We start from the raw sequence: 18,471 nt of genomic DNA on the forward strand, positions 1-18,471 counted from the left end.
GGATCGCAGACGGGGGCCGCAACTTGGCGTAAGCAGAGGAGCAAGAGCCGCCGAGACCAGCGAGACGGCGAGTCCGAGGAGAAAGCGCCATGAGGCTGTCACGCTCTGCTTCGCCCTGGAGGGGCATTGCCTTCGCAATCCTGGCCTTCCTCGTCACGGGAGCGTCCGGGCCGTGTTTGGCCGCGGATTCGACCCGCTATACCGCGGCAGGGTTCGAAGCGGCGCAGAAGGCCGGCATGCCGATCCTGGTGGAGGTGAGCGCGCCCTGGTGCCCGATCTGCAAGTCGCAGAAGGCCGTGCTGGCCAAGCTCGGGACCGACGCGCGGTTCAAGGATCTTCAGATCTTCGACGTGGATTTCGACAGTCAGAAGGACGTGCTGAGGCAGTTCGACGCCCGGATGCAGAGCACCTTGATCGTCTTCAAGGGAGCGACCGAGACGGGGCGGTCGGTGGGCGAGACCCAGCCCGAATGGATCGAGAGCCTCCTCGAGAAGGCACTCTGAGGGGCCGACATGGGTGCCAGCCTCGGCCTCGCCTTCCTGGCGGGATGTCTCTCGGTCCTCTCCCCTTGCGTCCTGCCGCTGCTGCCGCTCGTCCTCGGCGCGGCCGCCTCCGAGCACCGGTTCGGGCCTGTCGCCCTCGCGGTGGGCCTGGCGCTCTCCTTCGTGGTGATCGGGCTCTTCGTGGCGACCGTCGGCTTTGCCATGGGGCTCGATACCGGGATCTTCCGCATCGCCGCCGCCATCCTGCTGGTCCTGATCGGTCTGATCCTCGTGGTTCCCGCAGCCCAAACCCGGCTGGCAGTCGCCGCCGGCCCGGTGAGCGACTGGACGGAGCGCCGGTTCGGCGGGTTCTCGGGCGCGGGCCTGCCGGGCCAGTTCGGGATCGGGCTGTTGCTCGGTGGGGTCTGGAGCCCCTGCGTCGGCCCGACCCTGGGGGCGGCCTCGCTGCTGGCCGCGCAGGGCCGCGACCTCGGCGCGGTCGCGCTGACCATGCTGCTGTTCGGTCTCGGCGCCGCGCTTCCGCTGCTCCTGCTCGGCCTCGTCTCTCGCGAGATGCTGATGCGATGGCGCAATCGGATGATGGGGCTGGGCAAAGGCCTCAAGACCGCGCTGGGACTGGTCCTGACGGCAACGGGCGCCGCGATCCTGCTCGGACTCGACAAGGCACTTGAGACCGCACTCGTCGCGGCCTCGCCCGATTGGCTGACGGCGCTGACCACGCGGTTCTGACCAAGGATCAGCGGGCGGAGCACCCCCGCCCGCTCGTTTCATTCAACCTGCGTCGAAGGCGTCAGGAGCTAAGCCGGAACGCGACCGTCGGGCGTGTACTGGTCGATGGCCTTGGGCAAGTCGCGCGACAGCCGCGCGAGCAGCTCCTCCCGCGAAAGGCCGGTCTGCTGCGTCAGCGTCGCAAGGACGTCGGGACCGATCGCCTGTTCGAGCTGAGGCGGTGCGATCTCGCGGTTGGGGCCGTGGTTGACCCAGGATTGGGCAGTCTCGCCCTGGCCGGCCTGCTTGAAACGGTCGACGAGCTCATTGACGCCGCCGCCTAGGAGGCCGCCCGCCCCGGCTCCGCCCAGCGCCCCGGTGATGCTGGCGAGAATGCCGCTCAATCCACCCTGGTCGGCGACCTGACCCGGCTGGCCGGGCTGGCCGCCCGTACCCTTGCCGAGGCCGCTCAGCATCTCGGTGATCTTGTCCCTGTTCTGGAAGCCGGCCACCGCCAGCAGCCCCAGCAACGCGGTCATCGACGGATATCCACGGCTCATGGTGTTCTCCCTGACTTCATTCGTGCAGGGTAAGGAATGGGGACAGCGCAGGTTCCCCCGTCACCGTCATTCCGGCAACGGTCCGCCACGCCCCGTCATGCCGAAGCCGTGGATCTCAAGCGGACGGTTCGGAGCGCAATTCGTGGCGGGCCTGTTCGAGGTACTCCGTGCGTTCCTCGTCCGAGAGCGCCATGACATGGCTGCCGTAGGTGCCGTCGCCCCCGGCGTCCCGCTCCCAGCAGCGGTCGCCGTGACCCTTCTGGGCGAAGTTCAACTTGGCGCGCGCCAGGACGAGGGTCTCATCAGGTTCTGCCATCGGTCGCTCCTCGGTGGACGCAGAAAGCATGGCGTAGGCCAACGCTCCCGGTATCGGCGTCGCGCCAATCACAGGGCGATGCAATCGCCCGGGATACAAGCCCGTTGCCGCCCTGCCGCCGCGCATGGGTCGGATGCGGGAACCAGACCCCATCGGCCGGCCTTCTCAGGCTAAGGTGCGGCTGTCGGCCGAACACAGAGTTTTTAGGATGTTGGCTTGATGCAGCGTGCCCATGCGATGCCCTTCGGCGCCGAGACGGCCAAGGACGGCACCCGCTTCTCCCTGTGGGCGCCGACCGCCGACGACGTGGTGCTCGTCCTCGACGGCACGGACCATGAGATCCCGGCGGGCGACCATGGCTGGCGGACGGTCACCGTTCCGGGCGTCGGCGGCGGCGCCCGTTACGGATACCGCATCAACGGCGATCTCGTCGTGCCCGACCCGGCGTCGCGCTTCCAGCCCGACGACGTCTCGGGTCTGAGCGAGGTCGTCGACGGCTGCTCCTACGCGTGGAAGGACGCTGCCTGGAAGGGCCGGCCGTGGGAGGAGGTGGTCCTCTACGAACTCCATGTCGGCACGGCGACGCCCGAGGGCACTTATGCGGCACTGGCCGACAAGCTCGAGGATCTCTGCGATCTCGGCGTCACCGCCATCGAGCTGCTGCCGATCGCCGACTTCAAGGGGACCCGAAACTGGGGCTACGACGGCGTCCTCCCCTACGCGCCCGATGCGGCCTACGGCCGGCCCGACGACCTCAAGCGCCTCGTCGACCGGGCGCACGAGCTCGGCCTGATGGTGTTTCTCGACGTGGTCTACAATCACTTCGGTCCGGCCGGGAACTACCTCAACGCCTATGCCAAGACCTTCTTCACCGAGCGTCACCCGACACCCTGGGGTGCCGGCATCAACGTCGACGGCAAGGAGAGCGGCCGCGTCGTACGCGATTTCTTCTTCGAGAACGCGCAGTACTGGCTCGAGGAATACCACTTCGACGGCCTGCGCTTCGACGCCGTCCACGCCATCCTCGACGATTCCGAGACGCATTTCATCGGCGAGCTGGCCGAGACGATCCGGGCCCGGCTTCCCGGCCGGCACATCCACCTCGTGCTGGAGAACGAGGCCAACCAAGCGCGCTGGCTGGAGCGGGGGCCGGACGGCAAGGCGGTCCAGCACGACGCGCAATGGGCGGACGACCTCCACCATTGCTGGCACGTCCTGCTGACCGGCGAGGATGCGGGCTATTACGCGAGCTTTTCCGACAAGCCCGTGGCGCATCTCGCGCGCTGCCTGTCGGAGGGCTTCGCCTACCAGGGCGAGCCGTTCCCGACGCTGGACAACCATCCGCGCGGCGAACCTTCGGCGCACCTGCCGCCATCGGCCTTCGTCACCTTCCTGCAGAATCACGATCAGGTCGGCAACCGTGCGCTCGGCGAGCGGTTGAGCGCGCTGTGCGACCCGAAGAAGCTCGCGCTGGCCCGGGCCGGGCTTCTGCTGAGCCCCCAGATCCCGATGTTGTGGATGGGTGAGGAATGGTCGGCCTCCGCTCCGTTCCTGTTCTTCGTGGACTTCGCCCCCGACGACGAGCTGAACAAGGCGGTCCGCGAGGGACGCAGGCGGGAATTCAAGAGCTTTGCGGCCTTCGCCGACGACACCTCGATCATTCCGGATCCGACGGAGGAGAAAACCTTCCGCGATTCCAAGATCGACTGGGCCGAGCGTGATCGGCCCGGCCACCGCGAGGTTTGGGCCGACACGCGCAACCTGCTCCAGATCCGCCGTCAATCGGTGGTGCCGCTCACGAAGTCCCGCTATCTCGGCGCCACGGTCGCCATGCCACGTCCCGACGTCATCGACTGCACCTGGACGTACGAGGCCGGTTCGCTCCGCTTCGTCGCCAATCTCGGGGCCGAAGAGTTCGAGACGCAGGCCGATGGCGGCCACATCATCTGGTCCAGCGAGACCGGCGAGACCGAGGTCTGCCTGCCGTCCTGGACCGGCATTGTCCTGACGAAAGCCGCCTGATGAACGCCGCCCTCGAAAAGCTTGCCGACCTCGTCGGCGTCGCACCCGGCTACACCGACGCATTCGGCCAACCGGTCGAGACCAGCCTCGATACCAGGCGCGGCATGCTCGCCGCACTCGGCATCGCGGTGGGGGACGATGCCGCGATCGCCGCGAGCCTCGCCATGGTGGAGGGCTTGCGCTCCGGTCTGATCCCCGCCCTCCTGCCGATCGAGGCGCGGCGGGCGTTCCGCGTCCCGTTGCGGGCGAGGACCTCGGCCGGCCGCTTCCCTTCCGGGCAGGTTTCCTCCGGTCATGTCTCTTGGCGCCTCGTCGACGAGCGCGGCTCCGTCCGCGAGGGACGGGCGCCCTTCAGCGACGCGGGCGAACTCGCCTTTGAATTGCCTCCGCTGACGCCAGGCTATCACCGGCTCACCGCGACGCTGGGCGACCGGCGCGCCGAAGCCTGGGTGATCGCGGCGCCCAAGCGCTGCTGGCGTCCTCGAGCCTATGCCGACGAGGGCGCCCGCGACTGGGGTCTGGCGGCCCAGCTCTACGGCCTGCGCTCGCCGAAGAATCTCGGCATCGGCTCCTATGTCGATGCGGGCCGCGCCGCGCGCGATGCCGGCCTGCGCGGCGCCTCCTTCCTGGGCCTGAGCCCGGTCCACGCCCTGTTCGAGTCCGACCGCACCAAGATCTCACCCTACTCTCCCTCCTCCCGCCTGTTCCTCGAGACGCTGTTCATCGAGCCGGGCGCGCTTCCGGGGTTCGAGGGCTCACGGGCGGCCGAACTCCTCGCCGGAATGGCATCGCGGGTCGACGCCCTGCGCGAGGCCGCCCTGGTCGATCATGCCGGGATCTGGGGTGTCCTCTCCCCGGTGCTGCGGGCGCTGTGGGAGGAGGCTCCGGCCCGGTCCGGCCGGGACGACGCCTTCCTGGACTTCCGAGAGGCGGGTGGGCCCGATCTCGAAGCCCATGGTCGATTCGAGGCCCTGTCCGAGCATTTCCAGGCGCAGGGCGCCCATTGGGTCGGCGACTGGCCCGAGGAGATGCGGTCCGCCGGTTCCGACGCGGTCGCGGCCTTCGCGGAGGAGCACGCCGAAGCCGTCAGCTACCATGTCTGGCTGCAGTACCTCGCCGATCTCCAGCTCGGCGCGGCCTCGCAGGCGGCGCTCACCGCCGGCATGCGGCTCGGCCTCTACCGCGATCTCGCGGTCGGCGCCGATCGCGGTGGTTCGGAGGTCTGGTCTCATCCCGAGCGCTTCGCGCAAGGGGTCTCGATCGGCGCGCCGCCCGATCTCCTGGCGCCCAAGGGCCAGGATTGGGGGCTGCCCGCCTTCGATCCCCTCGCCATGGAGAAGGATGGGCTCGCGGCCTTCCGGGCGCTGGTCCGGGCCAACATGCGTCACGCCGGCGCCATTCGCATTGACCACGCCTTCCAGCTGGCGCGGCTGTTCCTGATTCCCGCGACGGGGTCGGCCCGCGACGGCGCCTACGTGGCGATGCCCTTCGAGGCGATGCTCGCGGTGCTGCGGCTGGAGAGCCACCGCGCCAAGTGTCTCGTCATCGCGGAAGATCTCGGTACCGCGCCCGAGGGCTTCTCCGATGCCCTGATGCGGGCCGGCATCCTGAGCTACCGCATCCTCGCCTTCGAGCGCGAGCAGGACGGCCGTTTCAAGCCGCCCGGCGCCTATCCGCGCGACGCACTGACTGCCATCACCACGCACGACCTGCCGACCTTCGTCGGCTGGTGGCGGGTCGTCGACACCGATACCCGCCAGGCGCTCGGGCTCTACGACGCCGAGCGGGCCGAGGCCGAGCGCATCGGCCGGGTCACCGAGCGCGTCCGCCTCACCGAGGCGCTGGCCGCCGACCAGCTCCTGCCGAGCTACGACCCACCCGAGGCTGCGCCGTTCGAGGCTGCCGCCCGCTACCTCGCCCGTGCCCCGTCCATGCTGACGGCGGTGCAGTACGAGGATGTGGTGTCCGAGCTGAGCCAAGCCAACGTGCCGGGCTCGACCGAGGGCTATCCGAACTGGCGGCGCAAGCTCGATCGCAGCCTCGAGGCCATCGCCGCCCCCGGCGGTCCGCTGGCGAAGCTCGCGGCCTCGCTGTCGGCCGAGGCCCGCGGCCCGCGCTCGGGCGCGGCCCGCCTGTCCTCGCCGCCGCCGCGAGCGACGTATCGGCTGCAGTTCCACAAGGGCTTCACCTTCGCGGACGCCGAACAGATTCTGCCGTATCTGGCCAAGCTCGGGATCAGCCACGTCTACGCCTCGCCGATCCAGAAGGCGCGGCCGGGCTCGACCCACGGCTACGACATCGCCGATCACGGCACGATCAACCCGGAGCTCGGCGGCGAGGAGGCATTCGCGCGCTTCTCGGAAGCGCTGCATGGGCACGGTCTCAAGCTCCTGCTCGACATCGTTCCCAACCATATGGGGGTGGGCGGCGCCGACAATCCGTGGTGGCTCTCGGTGCTCGAATGGGGTGGCCTCTCGCCCTACGCCCATGCCTTCGACATCGACTGGTCGCGGCTCGGGGCCAACAACAAGCTCGTGGTTCCCTTCCTCGGCGATCGCTACGGCGAGGCGCTGGAAAGCGGAAAGCTCGAACTGAAGTTCGAGCCAGCGAAGGGCGCCTTCAGCGTCTGGCACTACGAGCACGCCTTCCCGATCTGCCCGCTGCAATATCCGGCGATCCTCAACCGCGCGCTCGCCGCCCTGGAGGATGTCGGCGAGGCTGCTGCCTTCGAGGTCCTGACCATCTCCGAGCGGCTGCGGCTGATGGGAGAGGAAACGGGCACGGAACGCCGCTGCGGCTTCCCGGCCGAGGCCGAGGAACTGAAGGAACGGCTGGCCGAGGCGGTGGCGGCCTCGCCGGCGCTCGCCGACGCGATCGGACGGACGCTGCGTCTCCTCAACGGCGCCAAGGGCTATCCCGACAGCTTCGGGCCGCTGCACCGCCTCCTCGAACTGCAATCCTACCGCCTCGCCCATTGGCGGGTGGCGGCGAGCGACATCAACTATCGCCGCTTCTTCGACGTGAACTCGCTCGCTGGCCTGCGCGTCGAGAAGTCCGACATCTTCCAGCGCTCGCACGAGACCATCTTCCGGCATGTCCGCGAAGGCCGGATCGACGGGCTGCGCATCGACCATATCGACGGCCTTGCCGACCCGCTCGGCTACGCCCGCGCCCTGCAGGCGGCGGTGGGGCCGGGCTTCTACGTGGTGGTGGAGAAGATCCTCGAGCCCGGCGAGAAGCTCCGGCCCTGGCCGGTCGCGGGCACGACCGGGTACGACGTCCTGAACCAGCTCGACGGCATCCTCGTCGATCGCGACAAGCACGCACGGATCGCCAAGTTCCATCGCTGGGCCACCGGCAACGACGAGCCCTACGATGCCCAACTCCGGGCGGCGAAGGCCGAAATTCTAGAGATCAGCTTCGCCAGCGAACTCGAAGTGCTCACCGCGGATCTGAAGCAGGTCGCCGATGCCGACCGGCGCACCCGCGACTTCTCGGTCAACGCGTTGCGCCGCGCGCTCATCGAGATCATCGCGCGCTTTCCGACCTACCGTTCCTACCTGCCGGGCGATCTCGACGAAAGCGACGTGGAGGACGAGGACATCCGTCTCGTCGAGGGAGCGGTGAGGAAGGCCAAGCGCTGGAGCGCGCTGCCCGATCGCTCCGTCCACGATTTCGCGGCGGACGCCCTGCTCGGGCGGATCGACGTGTCGGGACCGGGCCGCCCCGACCCCACGGTGATCCTGCGCTTCCGCCGGCGTTTCCAGCAGCTCACGGGTCCGGTGATGGCCAAGAGCCTGGAAGATACGCTGTTCTACCGGTTCCCGGAGCTGCTGGCGCTCAACGAGGTCGGCGGCGATCCGGGTGAGTACGGGATCGACGTGGCTCATTTCCACGCGCTCCAGGCCGCCCGCGCTCGCGACTGGCCGAACGCCATGATCGCGACGGCGACCCATGACACCAAGCGCGGCGAGGACGCCCGTACCCGATTGCTTGCCCTGTCCGAAATCCCGGAAGTCTGGGCGGAAGCCTGGACGATCCTGGGCCAAGCTGGGCGGGCGCACCTCGTCATGGGCGAGGACGGTGCCTCCCCGGACGCCACCGACCAGTGGATGTTCCTCCAGGCCATCCTCGGCGCCTGGCCCCTGGAATTGCTGGATCGCGACGACGATGAGGCGATCGAGGACTTCCGCACACGCTTGGAAGCCTATTCCGAGAAGGCCCTGCGCGAGGCCAAGCGGCGGTCGAGCTGGGTCAATGTCGACGAGGCCTACGAGACTGCCGTCAAGACCCTGCTCGCCGGCCTCGTCGCGCCGGGCGCGAAGTTCTTGACCCTGATGCGGCCGATCGCCCGGCTGCTGGCCCATCTCGGCATGATCGCGAGCCTCGGCCGCACGGTCCTGAAATGCACGCTGCCGGGCCTGCCCGACACCTACCAGGGCACCGAAGCCTGGGACTTCTCCTTCGTCGATCCCGATAACCGGCGGCCCGTGGATTATTCGAGGCTGTCTCGGGCGCTCGAGGAGGGTGGTTCGGTTCCCGAGCTGCTCGGCTCCTGGGCCGACGGCCGCGTCAAGCAGGCGACGCTGGCGAGGCTCCTGGCGGACCGGGCGCAACGCTCCTCCTTCTACGCCGATGCCGACTACCTCGCGGCGCCGGCAACGGGGCCGAAAGCCGGGCACGTCCTCGCCTTCACGCGCTCGGACAGCACGACGGGAGACGGCGACCTCCTCGTCGCGGTGCCGCGCCTCGTGGCAGGTCTCGTGACAAGTCCTGGCGGAGAGGGCGCCTGGTCGGCGTTAGGGTTCGCCGGGACCACGCTGCCGGTGCCCGAGGCGAGCGTTTGGGCCGATCTCGTCACCGGCGTGGAGATCACGGCGAGCGACGGGCGGCTCGATGTCGGAGGACTCTTCGCGCAACTGCCATACGCCGTCCTTAAACGGCTGGGCTGAACGCATCAAAACCCTCCCCTCTGCGAAGCAGGCGGGCGGGGGCAGCACGACCTTTCCGGATTGGGCGGTGCTCCCTCTCCCGACCCGTTACCCCTTCGCTTCCCCCGCAAGGACGAAAGGGTGGCGCGACACACGATAGGACGGACACGATGAACGCTCCCAAACCCCCGACGACCCCCGCGCAGCGGGCCGAGGTCGGAACCGTGGCGCTCCCCGCCGCCCTCGCGCCGCGGGCGGAAGGCCCCCGGATCTACAACCTGTTCCCGCTCCTCGTCGGCCGCGTCTCGGCCTGGACCGCGGAACTCCCGCGCATCGCCGCGATGGGATTCGACTGGGTCTATCTCAACCCGTTCCATCAGACCGGAGGCTCGCGCAGCCTCTACGCCGTCTCGGATCCCGAGCGCTTGGACGAACGCTTCCGCGATCACGACGGCACCTCCGACGACGAGCAGATCCGCCGCTTCTGCGCGGCCGCCGACGCCCACGGGCTGTCGGTGATGACCGACCTCGTCATCAACCACACCGCCAAGGACGGCCCTCTGGCGCGGGAACGGCCGGACCTCTTCGTCCTCGATGCGGAGGGCAACCCCGAGAGCCCCTATGCGGTCGATCCCGACGACCCGTCGATCCGCACCGTGTGGGGCGACCTCGCCGAGCTGAACTACCATTCGGAGGCCGCCGCCCACGAACTCACCAAGATCTGGGCGGCCTACATCAACCGGCTGCAAGACCTCGGCGTGCGCGGCTTTCGCTGCGATGCCGCCTACAAGGTGCCGCCGGACGTCTGGCGCGTCCTGATCCAATCGGCCAAGGCCCTTGAGCCCGATTGCCTCTTCGCCGCCGAGACCCTGGGCTGCACCTTCGAGGAGGCCCAGGCCACCGCGGGCTCCGGCTTCGACTACCTCTTCAATTCCTTCGCGTGGTGGGACCTCAAGGCGTCCTGGGCGCTCGAGCAATACGAGCGCCTGCGCGTGATCGCGCCCTCGATCGCCTTCCCCGAGAACCACGACATGCCGCGTCTCGCGGCGGACGCCGAGGGCGACGCCGCCGCAATCGCCCACCGCCTCAAGGGCCGCTACGCGCTGGCGGCCTTCTTCTCGGCCGGCGTCCTGATGCCGATCGGCTACGAGTGGGGGTACGCCCGGGCGCTCCACGTGGTCGACACCACGCCCGACAGCCGCGAACCCGCCACCGGCGTCGACATCTCCGGCTTCGTCGCGGCCATCAATGCGCTGAGGGCCGAACTCTCCGCCGCCAATGTGGAGGGCGCCCAGGCCCGGCTCTCGGCCCCCGACGCCGCGTTCGTGGCACTGATCCGTTTCGATACCGGCCACGCGGCCTCGGCACGCCACGCCGTGCTCGTCCTGCACAACCCCACCGACGCGCCGGTTCCGGTCGAGGCGGGTCCTCTCCTGGCCAGGACCGGCGGCATGATCAGCCTCTTCGTGGACCGCACGCCGGAGGCGGAACCGATCGCCTTCCGGGTCGGCGATGCCGTGACCCTCCAGCCGGGCGAGGTCCGCATCCTGGCGGCCGACCGGCAGAAGGTCGCCCGCTGGCCCACGCCCACCAACCCGGACGGGGAAGGGCGCGTCGTGATCGAGGCGGTCGAACCCGAGATCGACGGCGGCCGCTCGCCGATCAAGCGCGTCGTCGGCGAAAGCGTGAGCGTCAGCGCCGACATCTTCAGCGACGGCCATGACATCATCAATGCGGAGGTCCTGTCGCGGCCCGCGGGCGAAGTCGAATGGCGCCGCGATCCGATGGTGTTCGTCGACAACGACCGCTGGCGCGGCTCCTTCCCGCTGGAGCGCAACGCCCGCCACGTCTTCACGATCGAGGCCTGGCGCGACGCCTTCTCGTCCTGGATCCGCGACACCTTCAAGAAGCGGGATGCCGGCGTCGACGTGCGCCTGGAGACGATCGAGGCGCTGGCCATCGTCAAGGGCGCGGCCGAACGTGCCGGCGAGCCCGATGCCGCCGCCCTCAAGGCCCTCCTCGTCGCCCTCGACCATGAGGAGGCGGGATCGACGGCGCAGCTCGAGCTCATCCTCGATCCCGCGGCGGCCTCGCTGATCCGCCGCAACGCCGAGCGCGTGAACCTCTCGCGCTATCCCGTCGAGATCCCGGTCATCGCCGACCGCCTCGCGGCTCGGTTCTCGGCCTGGTACGAGATCTTCCCGCGCTCGCAGTCGGGCGATCCCAACCGCCACGGCACCTTCGACGACGTCATCGTGCGCCTTCCCCAGATCCGCGAACTCGGCTTCGACGTGCTCTACTTCACCCCGATCCACCCGATCGGGAAGACCAACCGCAAGGGCAAGAACAACACCCTCAAGGCCCTGCCCGGCGACGTCGGCTCGGTCTACGCCGTCGGCTCGGACGAGGGCGGCCACGAGGCCGTCCATCCCGAACTCGGCACCCTCGAGGATTTCTCCCGCCTCGTGGCGGCGAGCCACGCCTACGGCATGGAGATCGCCCTCGATTTCGCGATCCAGTGCTCGCCGGACCATCCCTGGATCAAGAACCACCCCGAATGGTTCGAGTGGCGTCCCGACGGCACCCTCAGGTTCGCCGAGAACCCGCCCAAGAAGTACGAGGACATCTCCAACGTCCATTTCTACGGCGGCGCGCTGCCCTCGCTCTGGATCGAGCTGCGCGACATCGTCATGGGCTGGGCGGAGCGCGGCGTGCGCATCTTCCGCGTCGACAACCCGCACACCAAGCCGATCCCGTTCTGGGAATGGATGATCGCCGAGGTCAACGACCGCTATCCGGACGTCATCTTCCTCGCCGAAGCCTTCACCCGCCCGAAGATGATGAAGAAGCTGGCCAAAGCCGGCTACCAGCAGAGCTACACCTACTTCACGTGGCGCAACACGAAGCAGGAGCTGATCGCATATTCTACCGAGCTTGCCGGTGAGATGGGCGAGTACTACCGGCCCAACTTCTTTGCCAACACGCCGGACATCAACCCGGTCTACCTCCAGACCAGCGGCCGCGCCGGTTTCGTGGTGCGCGCGACGCTCGCGGCGACCCTGTCGTCGGTCTACGGCATCTATAACGGCTTCGAATTGTGCGAGGCCGAGCCCTATCCGGGCAAGGAAGAGTACCTCAATTCCGAGAAGTACGAGCTGAAGGCGTGGGACGACAACCGCCCCGGCAACATCCGCGAGCACATCGTCAAGCTCAACCACATCCGTCGCGACAACCCGGCGCTCTGGGACTTCCGCAACATCGTCTTCACCGCGGCCTACAACGACGAGATCGTGGCCTATGCCAAGGTGACACCCGAGGGTGACAACTGCGTCTTCGTCATGGTCAACCTCGATCCGCGCAGCCGCCAGGAATGCACCTACGAGGTGCCGCTCTGGCTGCTCGGCGAGCCCGACGATGGGGCGGTGGAGGTCGAGGATCTGCTTCAGGGATATCGGTTCGAATTGCGCGGCAAATCCCACCGCATCGCCCTCGATCCGGCCGAGCGATCCTGCGTGATCTGGCGTCTTCGCGCCCCGCGCCGGGTTGCGCGATAGGCCGGGGCGTGTCAGCGAGACATCCGCTCGCGCTCGTCACGTCGTCGCCAAGATGATGGGTCAAGCCCTGCACGAATCGGGCGCGTCCGGCCGGTCCGCAGGACCAGCCGCCATGTTCCGACCCACGATTTTCTTCCGACTCAAGATTCTCGCCCGGTGCATTCGCCGGCCACATGAACCGATATCGTCATTCCGGGGCCGCGAAGCGGAGCCTGGAACCCAGAGCCGGCGACGGCGCATGCAAGGGCCAGCCCTGCATGTCTGGATCCCGGTCTCCGCTTCGCGGCCCCGGGATGACGAAGGGGGCGCATTGGCCGGTGGGACACACCAAGACACCGCATCACACTCAGGGACAACGACGGGATGATCGATCGCAGCGATCCGCAATGGTACCGCGATGCCATCATCTACCAGATTCACGTCAAGTCGTTCTTCGACGCCAACAATGACGGGATCGGTGATTTCGAGGGCCTGACGCAGAAGCTCGACTACGTCCGCGACCTCGGCGTCACGGCGATCTGGCTGATGCCGTTCTATCCCTCGCCCTTGCGCGACGACGGCTACGACATCGGCGATTATCGTGAGGTCAACCCGTCCTACGGCACGATGGAGGAGTTCCGGCGATTCGTGGATGCCGCGCACGAGCGCGGCCTGCGCGTCATCACCGAGCTCGTCATCAACCACACCTCCGACCAGCATCCCTGGTTCCAGGCCGCCCGCGAGGCGCCGGCCGGCAGCCCCGAGCGCGATTTCTACGTCTGGTCGGACACCGATACGCCCTACTCGGACACGCGCATCATCTTCCTCGACACCGAGGTCTCGAACTGGACCTGGGACCCGGTCGCCAAGCAGTATTTCTGGCACCGCTTCTACAGCCACCAGCCCGACCTGAACTTCGACAACCCGGCCGTGCTCGAAGCCGTGATCGAGGTCATGCGCTACTGGCTCGACATGGGCGTGGACGGGCTGCGTCTCGACGCGATCCCCTACCTGATCGAGCGCGACGGCACGAATTGCGAGAACCTGCCCGAGACCCACACGGTCATCAAGGCGATTCGGGCCGCCCTCGACGTCAGCTATCCCGACCGGATGCTGCTCGCCGAGGCCAACCAGTGGCCCGAGGAGACGGCGCAGTATTTCGGCGACGGCGACGAATGCCACATGGCGTTCCACTTCCCGCTGATGCCGCGCATGTACATGGCGATCGCCCGCGAGGACCGGCACCCGATCACCGACATCATGCGCCAGACCCCGGAGATCCCCGAGGGCTGCCAATGGGCGATCTTCCTGCGCAACCACGACGAGCTGACGCTCGAGATGGTGACGGCGGAAGAGCGTGATTATCTCTGGTCGTTCTACGCCGCCGAGCGGCGCGCCCGCATCAACCTCGGCATCCGCCGCCGCCTCGCGCCGCTTCTCGAGAACGACCGGCGCAAGATCGAGCTGATGAAGTCCCTCGTCCTGTCGATGCCCGGCACGCCGGTGCTCTATTACGGCGACGAGATCGGGATGGGCGACAACATCTATCTCGGCGACCGCGACGGCGTGCGCACCCCGATGCAATGGTCGCCCGATCGCAACGGCGGCTTCTCGCGCGCCAATCCGGCCAAGCTGTTCCTGCCCTCCGTGCAGGACCCGATCTACGGCTTCGACGCCATCAACGTCGAGGCACAGACCCAGTCGCAGACGAGCCTGCTCAACTGGACGCGGCGCATGATCGCGATCCGCAACAACAGCGTCGCGCTCGGGCGCGGCGGCATCCAGTTCCTGTACCCGTCGAACCGCAAGGTGCTGGCCTGGATCCGGGAGTTCGAGGGCGAGCGCGTGCTCTGCGTCGCCAACCTGTCGCGCGCGCCGCAGGCGGTGCAGCTCGACCTGTCGGAGCTGCGCAGCGCCGTCCCGGTCGAGCTCACCGGAGGCTCGGAATTCCCCGCCATCGGCGACCTGCCCTACCTCCTGACCCTGCCGTCATACGGCTTCTACTGGTTCGGCCTGAGTGCCGCCCATGCGGGCGCCGTGGGGCCGCAGCCCGAGGCCCTCGAACTGTTCACCCTCGTCCTGACCGGCGGCATCGAGACGCTGATGGCGGGCCGGGAGCGCACCGCGTTCGAGCGCACCGTGGCGCCCCGCTTCATCGCCACGCGCCGCTGGTTTGGGGCCAAGGGCTCACGCATCAAGTCCGTCCAGGTGATCGACAGCGCCATGCTGACCGATGGCGGCGGCGAGGCGAAGTTCCTGCTGCCGCGAGTGGCTGTCCACCTCGCCAACGGCGAGCGCCAGGACTACTTCGTGCCCGTCGCCGTCGACGAGGGCCGCGAGGACGAGGCGCTGATGCCCCATGCGGTGGCGCGGGTGCGCCGCGGCCCGCGCACCGGCCTCCTGTTCGGGGCGGCCGCCTCCCCGGCCTTCGCGGTCGCGATCATCGAGGGCATGCGCCAGGGCCGCTCGATGCCGAGCGAATCAGGGCGCCTCGAATTCTCCACCACGTCCGCCTTCGATCCCGAGGTCGCCGTGGATGTCGGCGAGGTTCGCCGGCTCTCGGCCGAGCAGAGCAACACCTCCATCGCCATCGGCTCGAAGATGATGCTGAAGCTGCTGCGGCGGCTCCAGACGGGGGTTCATCCCGAGATCGAGGTCGGGCGCTTCCTCACCGAGACCGCGAAGTTCGCCAACACGCCGGCACTGCTCGGCGTCTTGGAGCATGTCGACGAGGCCGGGACGCGCACGGCGCTCGCCGTCCTCCAGAACTTCGTCGCCAACCAGGGCGATGCCTGGACTCTGATGCTGGAAGGCCTGCGCCGCGACTTCGATACCGTGGTGCTGGCCCCCGAGAGCGAGGCGCCGACCGCGCAAGAGGCCTTCGGCGACCATCTGCGCTGGGCCGAGTTGCTCGGCCGCCGCACCGCCGAGATGCACAACGCCTTCGCCATCGAGACCGACGACGCGGCCTTCGCGGCGGAGCCCTTCACCCACGACGACCTGCGTGCGCTCGGAGACGACACCCGTCATCAGGGCGAGCGCGCCTTCCGGGGCCTCGAAGCGCTGGCCGGGCGGCAGGGCAACGCGGCGAGCACCGAACTCTTCGGCCGCCGCCGCGAGGTCGAGGCGGCAATCGAGGACCTGACCGCCAGGGCGCCCAAGGGGGCCATGAAGACCCGCATCCACGGCGACTACCATCTCGGCCAAGTGCTGGCGGCCGAGGGCGACCTCGTCATCGTCGATTTCGAGGGCGAGCCATCCCGGCCCGCCGACGAGCGCCGCAGCAAGGCGACGCCGCTGCGCGATGTCGCCGGCATGCTGCGCTCGTTCGCCTACGGCGCCGAGACGGTCACCCGCGAGATCGCCGCGCGCTTCGCCGATTCCCACGTCCGGGCGCGGCGTGCCGCCACCGAGTGGCGCGGCATGATCGATGCAGCCTTCCTCGAAGGGTATGGCGAAGCGGTCTCGGCCAGCCGGGCCGCCGTCACCGACCCGGACACGCAGGATCGCCTGCTCAAGCTGAGCTTGCTCACGAAGGCCCTCTACGAGGTCGATTACGAAGCCAACAACCGCCCGGACTGGATCGAAATCCCGGCGCGCGGTGTTCTCACCATTCTAGACGACATCAAGAAAGGCCTCTGAATGACAGGGATCGACGAGACGTTCGCGACCGAAACCAACTCTTCCTCGGGCATCACCGGGGCCGCGGACGTCACGCCGGTCGGTCACGCATCGGCGGCACCGCCGGCGCCCCGGACCGTCCCGCCCGAGGCCATCGCGGCGATCATGTCGGCGACCCATGGAGATCCCTTCTCGGTGCTCGGACCGCACGAGACGGGACCGGGCATCTGGGAGGTCCGCGCCGTCCTGCCGGAGGCGAAATCGGTGACGCTCCTCGTCGCCGGAACCCGGGTCCCGTTCGAACGCCGGCATCCGGAGGGCTTCTACGTCGCCCGCGTCGAGAGCCGGGGACGCCCGCTCTACGAGATCGCCTACCAGACCTGGGACGGCACCGAGCACCGTCGTCACGATCCCTACGGCTTCGGCTCGTCCCTGAACCAGCGCGACGTCGAAGCCCTGCGCGAGGTCGGCAGCGACGTCACCTACCGCATCCTCGGCGCGCAGGCTCAGACGGTCGACGGCATCGCAGGTTTCCGCTTCGCGGTCTGGGCACCCAATGCCCGCCGCGTCAGCGTGGTCGGCGACTTCAACGAGTGGGACGGCCGTCGCCACCCCATGCGGCTGTGGCAGAACGGCGGAATCTGGGAGCTGTTCGTACCGGGCCTGAAGGCCGGCGCGCACTACAAGTACGAGATCAGCGGCCCCGACGGCTCGCTCCTCCCGCTCAAGGCCGATCCGGTCGCCTTCGCGGCGCAGCAGCCGCCCGAGACCGCCTCCGTCCTGCAGGGCACCAACGACCCGGCCTGGACCGACGAAGCCTGGATGACCACGCGCGGCGCCAAGGACCCGCGCCACAGCCCGATCTCGATCTACGAGGTTCATCTCGGGTCATGGGCGCGCGTCGCCGAAGAGGGCAACCGCTTCCTGACCTACAAGGAACTCGGCGAGCGCCTGATTCCCTACGTCAAGGAGATGGGGTTCACGCATATCGAGATGCTGCCGATCACGGAGTTCCCGTTCGACGGCTCCTGGGGCTACCAGCCCGTCTCGCTATTCGCGCCGACGAGCCGTTTCGGCACGCCCGATGACTTCGCGGCCTTCGTCGACATGGCCCACAAGGCCGGCATCGGCGTGATGCTCGACTGGGTGCCGGGCCATTTCCCGCTGGACGCCCATGGGCTCGGCCAGTTCGACGGGACCCATCTCTACGAGCATGCCGACCCGCGGCAGGGCTTCCACCAGGATTGGGGCACCTACATCTACAATTTCGGGCGGACGGAAGTGGCGACCTTCCTCGCCGCGAATGCCCGTTTCTGGCTGGAGCACTACCACCTCGACGGTCTGCGCGTGGATGCCGTCGCCTCGATGCTCTACCTCGATTACTCGCGCCGGCAGGGCGAGTGGATCCCCAATCAGTACGGCGGCAACGAGAACCTCGATGCCATCCACTTCCTGCGCAAGACCAACGAGGCGACGTATTCGCATGCGCCCGGCACCATCACGGTCGCCGAGGAATCGACCTCGTGGCCGGGCGTGTCGCACCCGACCTACACGGGCGGCCTGGGCTTCGGCTTCAAGTGGAACATGGGGTGGATGCACGACACCCTGAACTTCGTCTCGAAAGAGACGATCCACCGCCGTTACCACCACCACGACCTCACCTTCGGCCTCCTGTACGCGTTCTCCGAGAACTTCATCCTCCCGCTCTCACACGACGAGGTCGTCCACGGGAAGGGCTCGCTGCTCGGCAAGATGCCCGGCGACCGCTGGCAGAAATTCGCGAACCTGCGCGCCTATTTCGGCTTCATGTGGGGTCACCCGGGCAAGAAGCTGCTCTTCATGGGCGGCGAGTTCGGCCAGGAACGCGAGTGGAACCACAACCAGAGCCTCGACTGGCACCTCCTCGACGATTCCCTGCACGCCGGCGTCAAGGATCTGGTGCGCGACCTCAACCACCTCTACCTGACGACGCCAGCGCTCTATGCCCGCGACACGGAAGCCGCCGGCTTCCAGTGGCTGGTGGCGGACGACCAGGACAACAGCGTCATCGCCTGGGCCCGAAAGGGCCGCGAGGCCGGCGAGGTCGCCATCGTCGTCTCGAACTTCACTCCGGTCCCGAGGGCGAATTATCGGATCGGCGTGCCCGAGGCCGGGTTCTACCGCGAGGCGATCAACTCGGATTCCGAGCGCTACGGCGGATCGAACATGGGCAATATGGGCGGCTTGAACGCCGAGCCCGTGGAGAGCCACGGGCAACCCTTCTCCCTGGTCCTCACC

The 18,471-nt window shown here is 68.3% G+C and carries 9 protein-coding genes; 7 read left to right on the forward strand and 2 right to left on the reverse strand.

Annotated features, from left to right (window positions below):
* Positions 1-89: 89 nt before the first annotated feature.
* Complete coding sequence (locus ACFE7U_RS02125) at positions 90-503, forward strand: thioredoxin family protein (protein WP_375408077.1); 414 nt, start codon at positions 90-92, stop codon at positions 501-503.
* Between the two features lie 9 nt (positions 504-512).
* Positions 513-1,232: a cytochrome c biogenesis CcdA family protein gene (locus ACFE7U_RS02130; RefSeq protein WP_375408078.1), complete on the forward strand. Its 720-nt coding sequence runs from the start codon at positions 513-515 to the stop codon at positions 1,230-1,232.
* Between the two features lie 68 nt (positions 1,233-1,300).
* Here the strand turns inward: ACFE7U_RS02130 and ACFE7U_RS02135 are convergent, their stop codons facing one another.
* Together ACFE7U_RS02135 and ACFE7U_RS02140 are read right to left on the reverse strand one after the other, a co-directional pair.
* A complete protein-coding gene (locus tag ACFE7U_RS02135; protein WP_375408079.1) occupies positions 1,301-1,771 on the reverse strand; it encodes a YidB family protein in 471 nt (156 codons plus the stop codon).
* Positions 1,772-1,886: 115 nt separating this feature from the next.
* Positions 1,887-2,087, reverse strand: coding sequence for a hypothetical protein (locus ACFE7U_RS02140; protein WP_375408080.1), 201 nt, complete (start codon positions 2,085-2,087; stop codon positions 1,887-1,889).
* 219 nt (positions 2,088-2,306) lie between these two features.
* Here ACFE7U_RS02140 and treZ point away from each other — a divergent pair, with 219 nt between their 5' ends.
* From treZ to glgB, 5 genes are all read left to right on the forward strand, one after another.
* Positions 2,307-4,109, forward strand: coding sequence for a malto-oligosyltrehalose trehalohydrolase (treZ, locus tag ACFE7U_RS02145; RefSeq protein WP_375408081.1), 1,803 nt, complete (start codon positions 2,307-2,309; stop codon positions 4,107-4,109).
* Positions 4,109-9,061 (forward strand): malto-oligosyltrehalose synthase, encoded by a 4,953-nt coding sequence (locus ACFE7U_RS02150; protein ID WP_375408082.1) that lies wholly within the window; start codon positions 4,109-4,111, stop codon positions 9,059-9,061. Before treZ ends, ACFE7U_RS02150 begins: the two co-directional genes overlap by 1 nt.
* Positions 9,062-9,210: 149 nt before the next feature.
* The gene (locus tag ACFE7U_RS02155) at positions 9,211-12,594 is read left to right on the forward strand and encodes a maltotransferase domain-containing protein (protein WP_375408083.1); all 3,384 of its coding nucleotides are present in this window, start codon (positions 9,211-9,213) and stop codon (positions 12,592-12,594) included.
* A gap of 363 nt (positions 12,595-12,957) precedes the next feature.
* A complete protein-coding gene (gene treS, locus ACFE7U_RS02160) occupies positions 12,958-16,215 on the forward strand; it encodes a maltose alpha-D-glucosyltransferase (protein ID WP_375408084.1) in 3,258 nt (1,085 codons plus the stop codon).
* Positions 16,216-18,471, forward strand: a 2,256-nt coding sequence (gene glgB / locus ACFE7U_RS02165) for a 1,4-alpha-glucan branching protein GlgB (protein WP_375408085.1), incomplete at its 3' end; no start/stop codon positions are given.

This window comes from uncultured Methylobacterium sp., assembly GCF_964251405.1.
Taxonomy (GTDB): Bacteria; Pseudomonadota; Alphaproteobacteria; order Rhizobiales; family Beijerinckiaceae; genus Methylobacterium.

Coding starts and splice junctions, on each gene's coding strand:
- ACFE7U_RS02125 (WP_375408077.1), top strand. CDS start 90: ATGAGGCTGTCACGCTCTGCTTCGCCCTGGAGGGGCATTGCCTTCGCA.
- ACFE7U_RS02155 (WP_375408083.1), top strand. CDS start 9,211: ATGAACGCTCCCAAACCCCCGACGACCCCCGCGCAGCGGGCCGAGGTC.
- treS (WP_375408084.1), top strand. CDS start 12,958: ATGATCGATCGCAGCGATCCGCAATGGTACCGCGATGCCATCATCTAC.
- ACFE7U_RS02130 (WP_375408078.1), top strand. CDS start 513: ATGGGTGCCAGCCTCGGCCTCGCCTTCCTGGCGGGATGTCTCTCGGTC.
- ACFE7U_RS02135 (WP_375408079.1), bottom strand. CDS start 1,771: ATGAGCCGTGGATATCCGTCGATGACCGCGTTGCTGGGGCTGCTGGCG.
- treZ (WP_375408081.1), top strand. CDS start 2,307: ATGCAGCGTGCCCATGCGATGCCCTTCGGCGCCGAGACGGCCAAGGAC.
- ACFE7U_RS02150 (WP_375408082.1), top strand. CDS start 4,109: ATGAACGCCGCCCTCGAAAAGCTTGCCGACCTCGTCGGCGTCGCACCC.
- ACFE7U_RS02140 (WP_375408080.1), bottom strand. CDS start 2,087: ATGGCAGAACCTGATGAGACCCTCGTCCTGGCGCGCGCCAAGTTGAAC.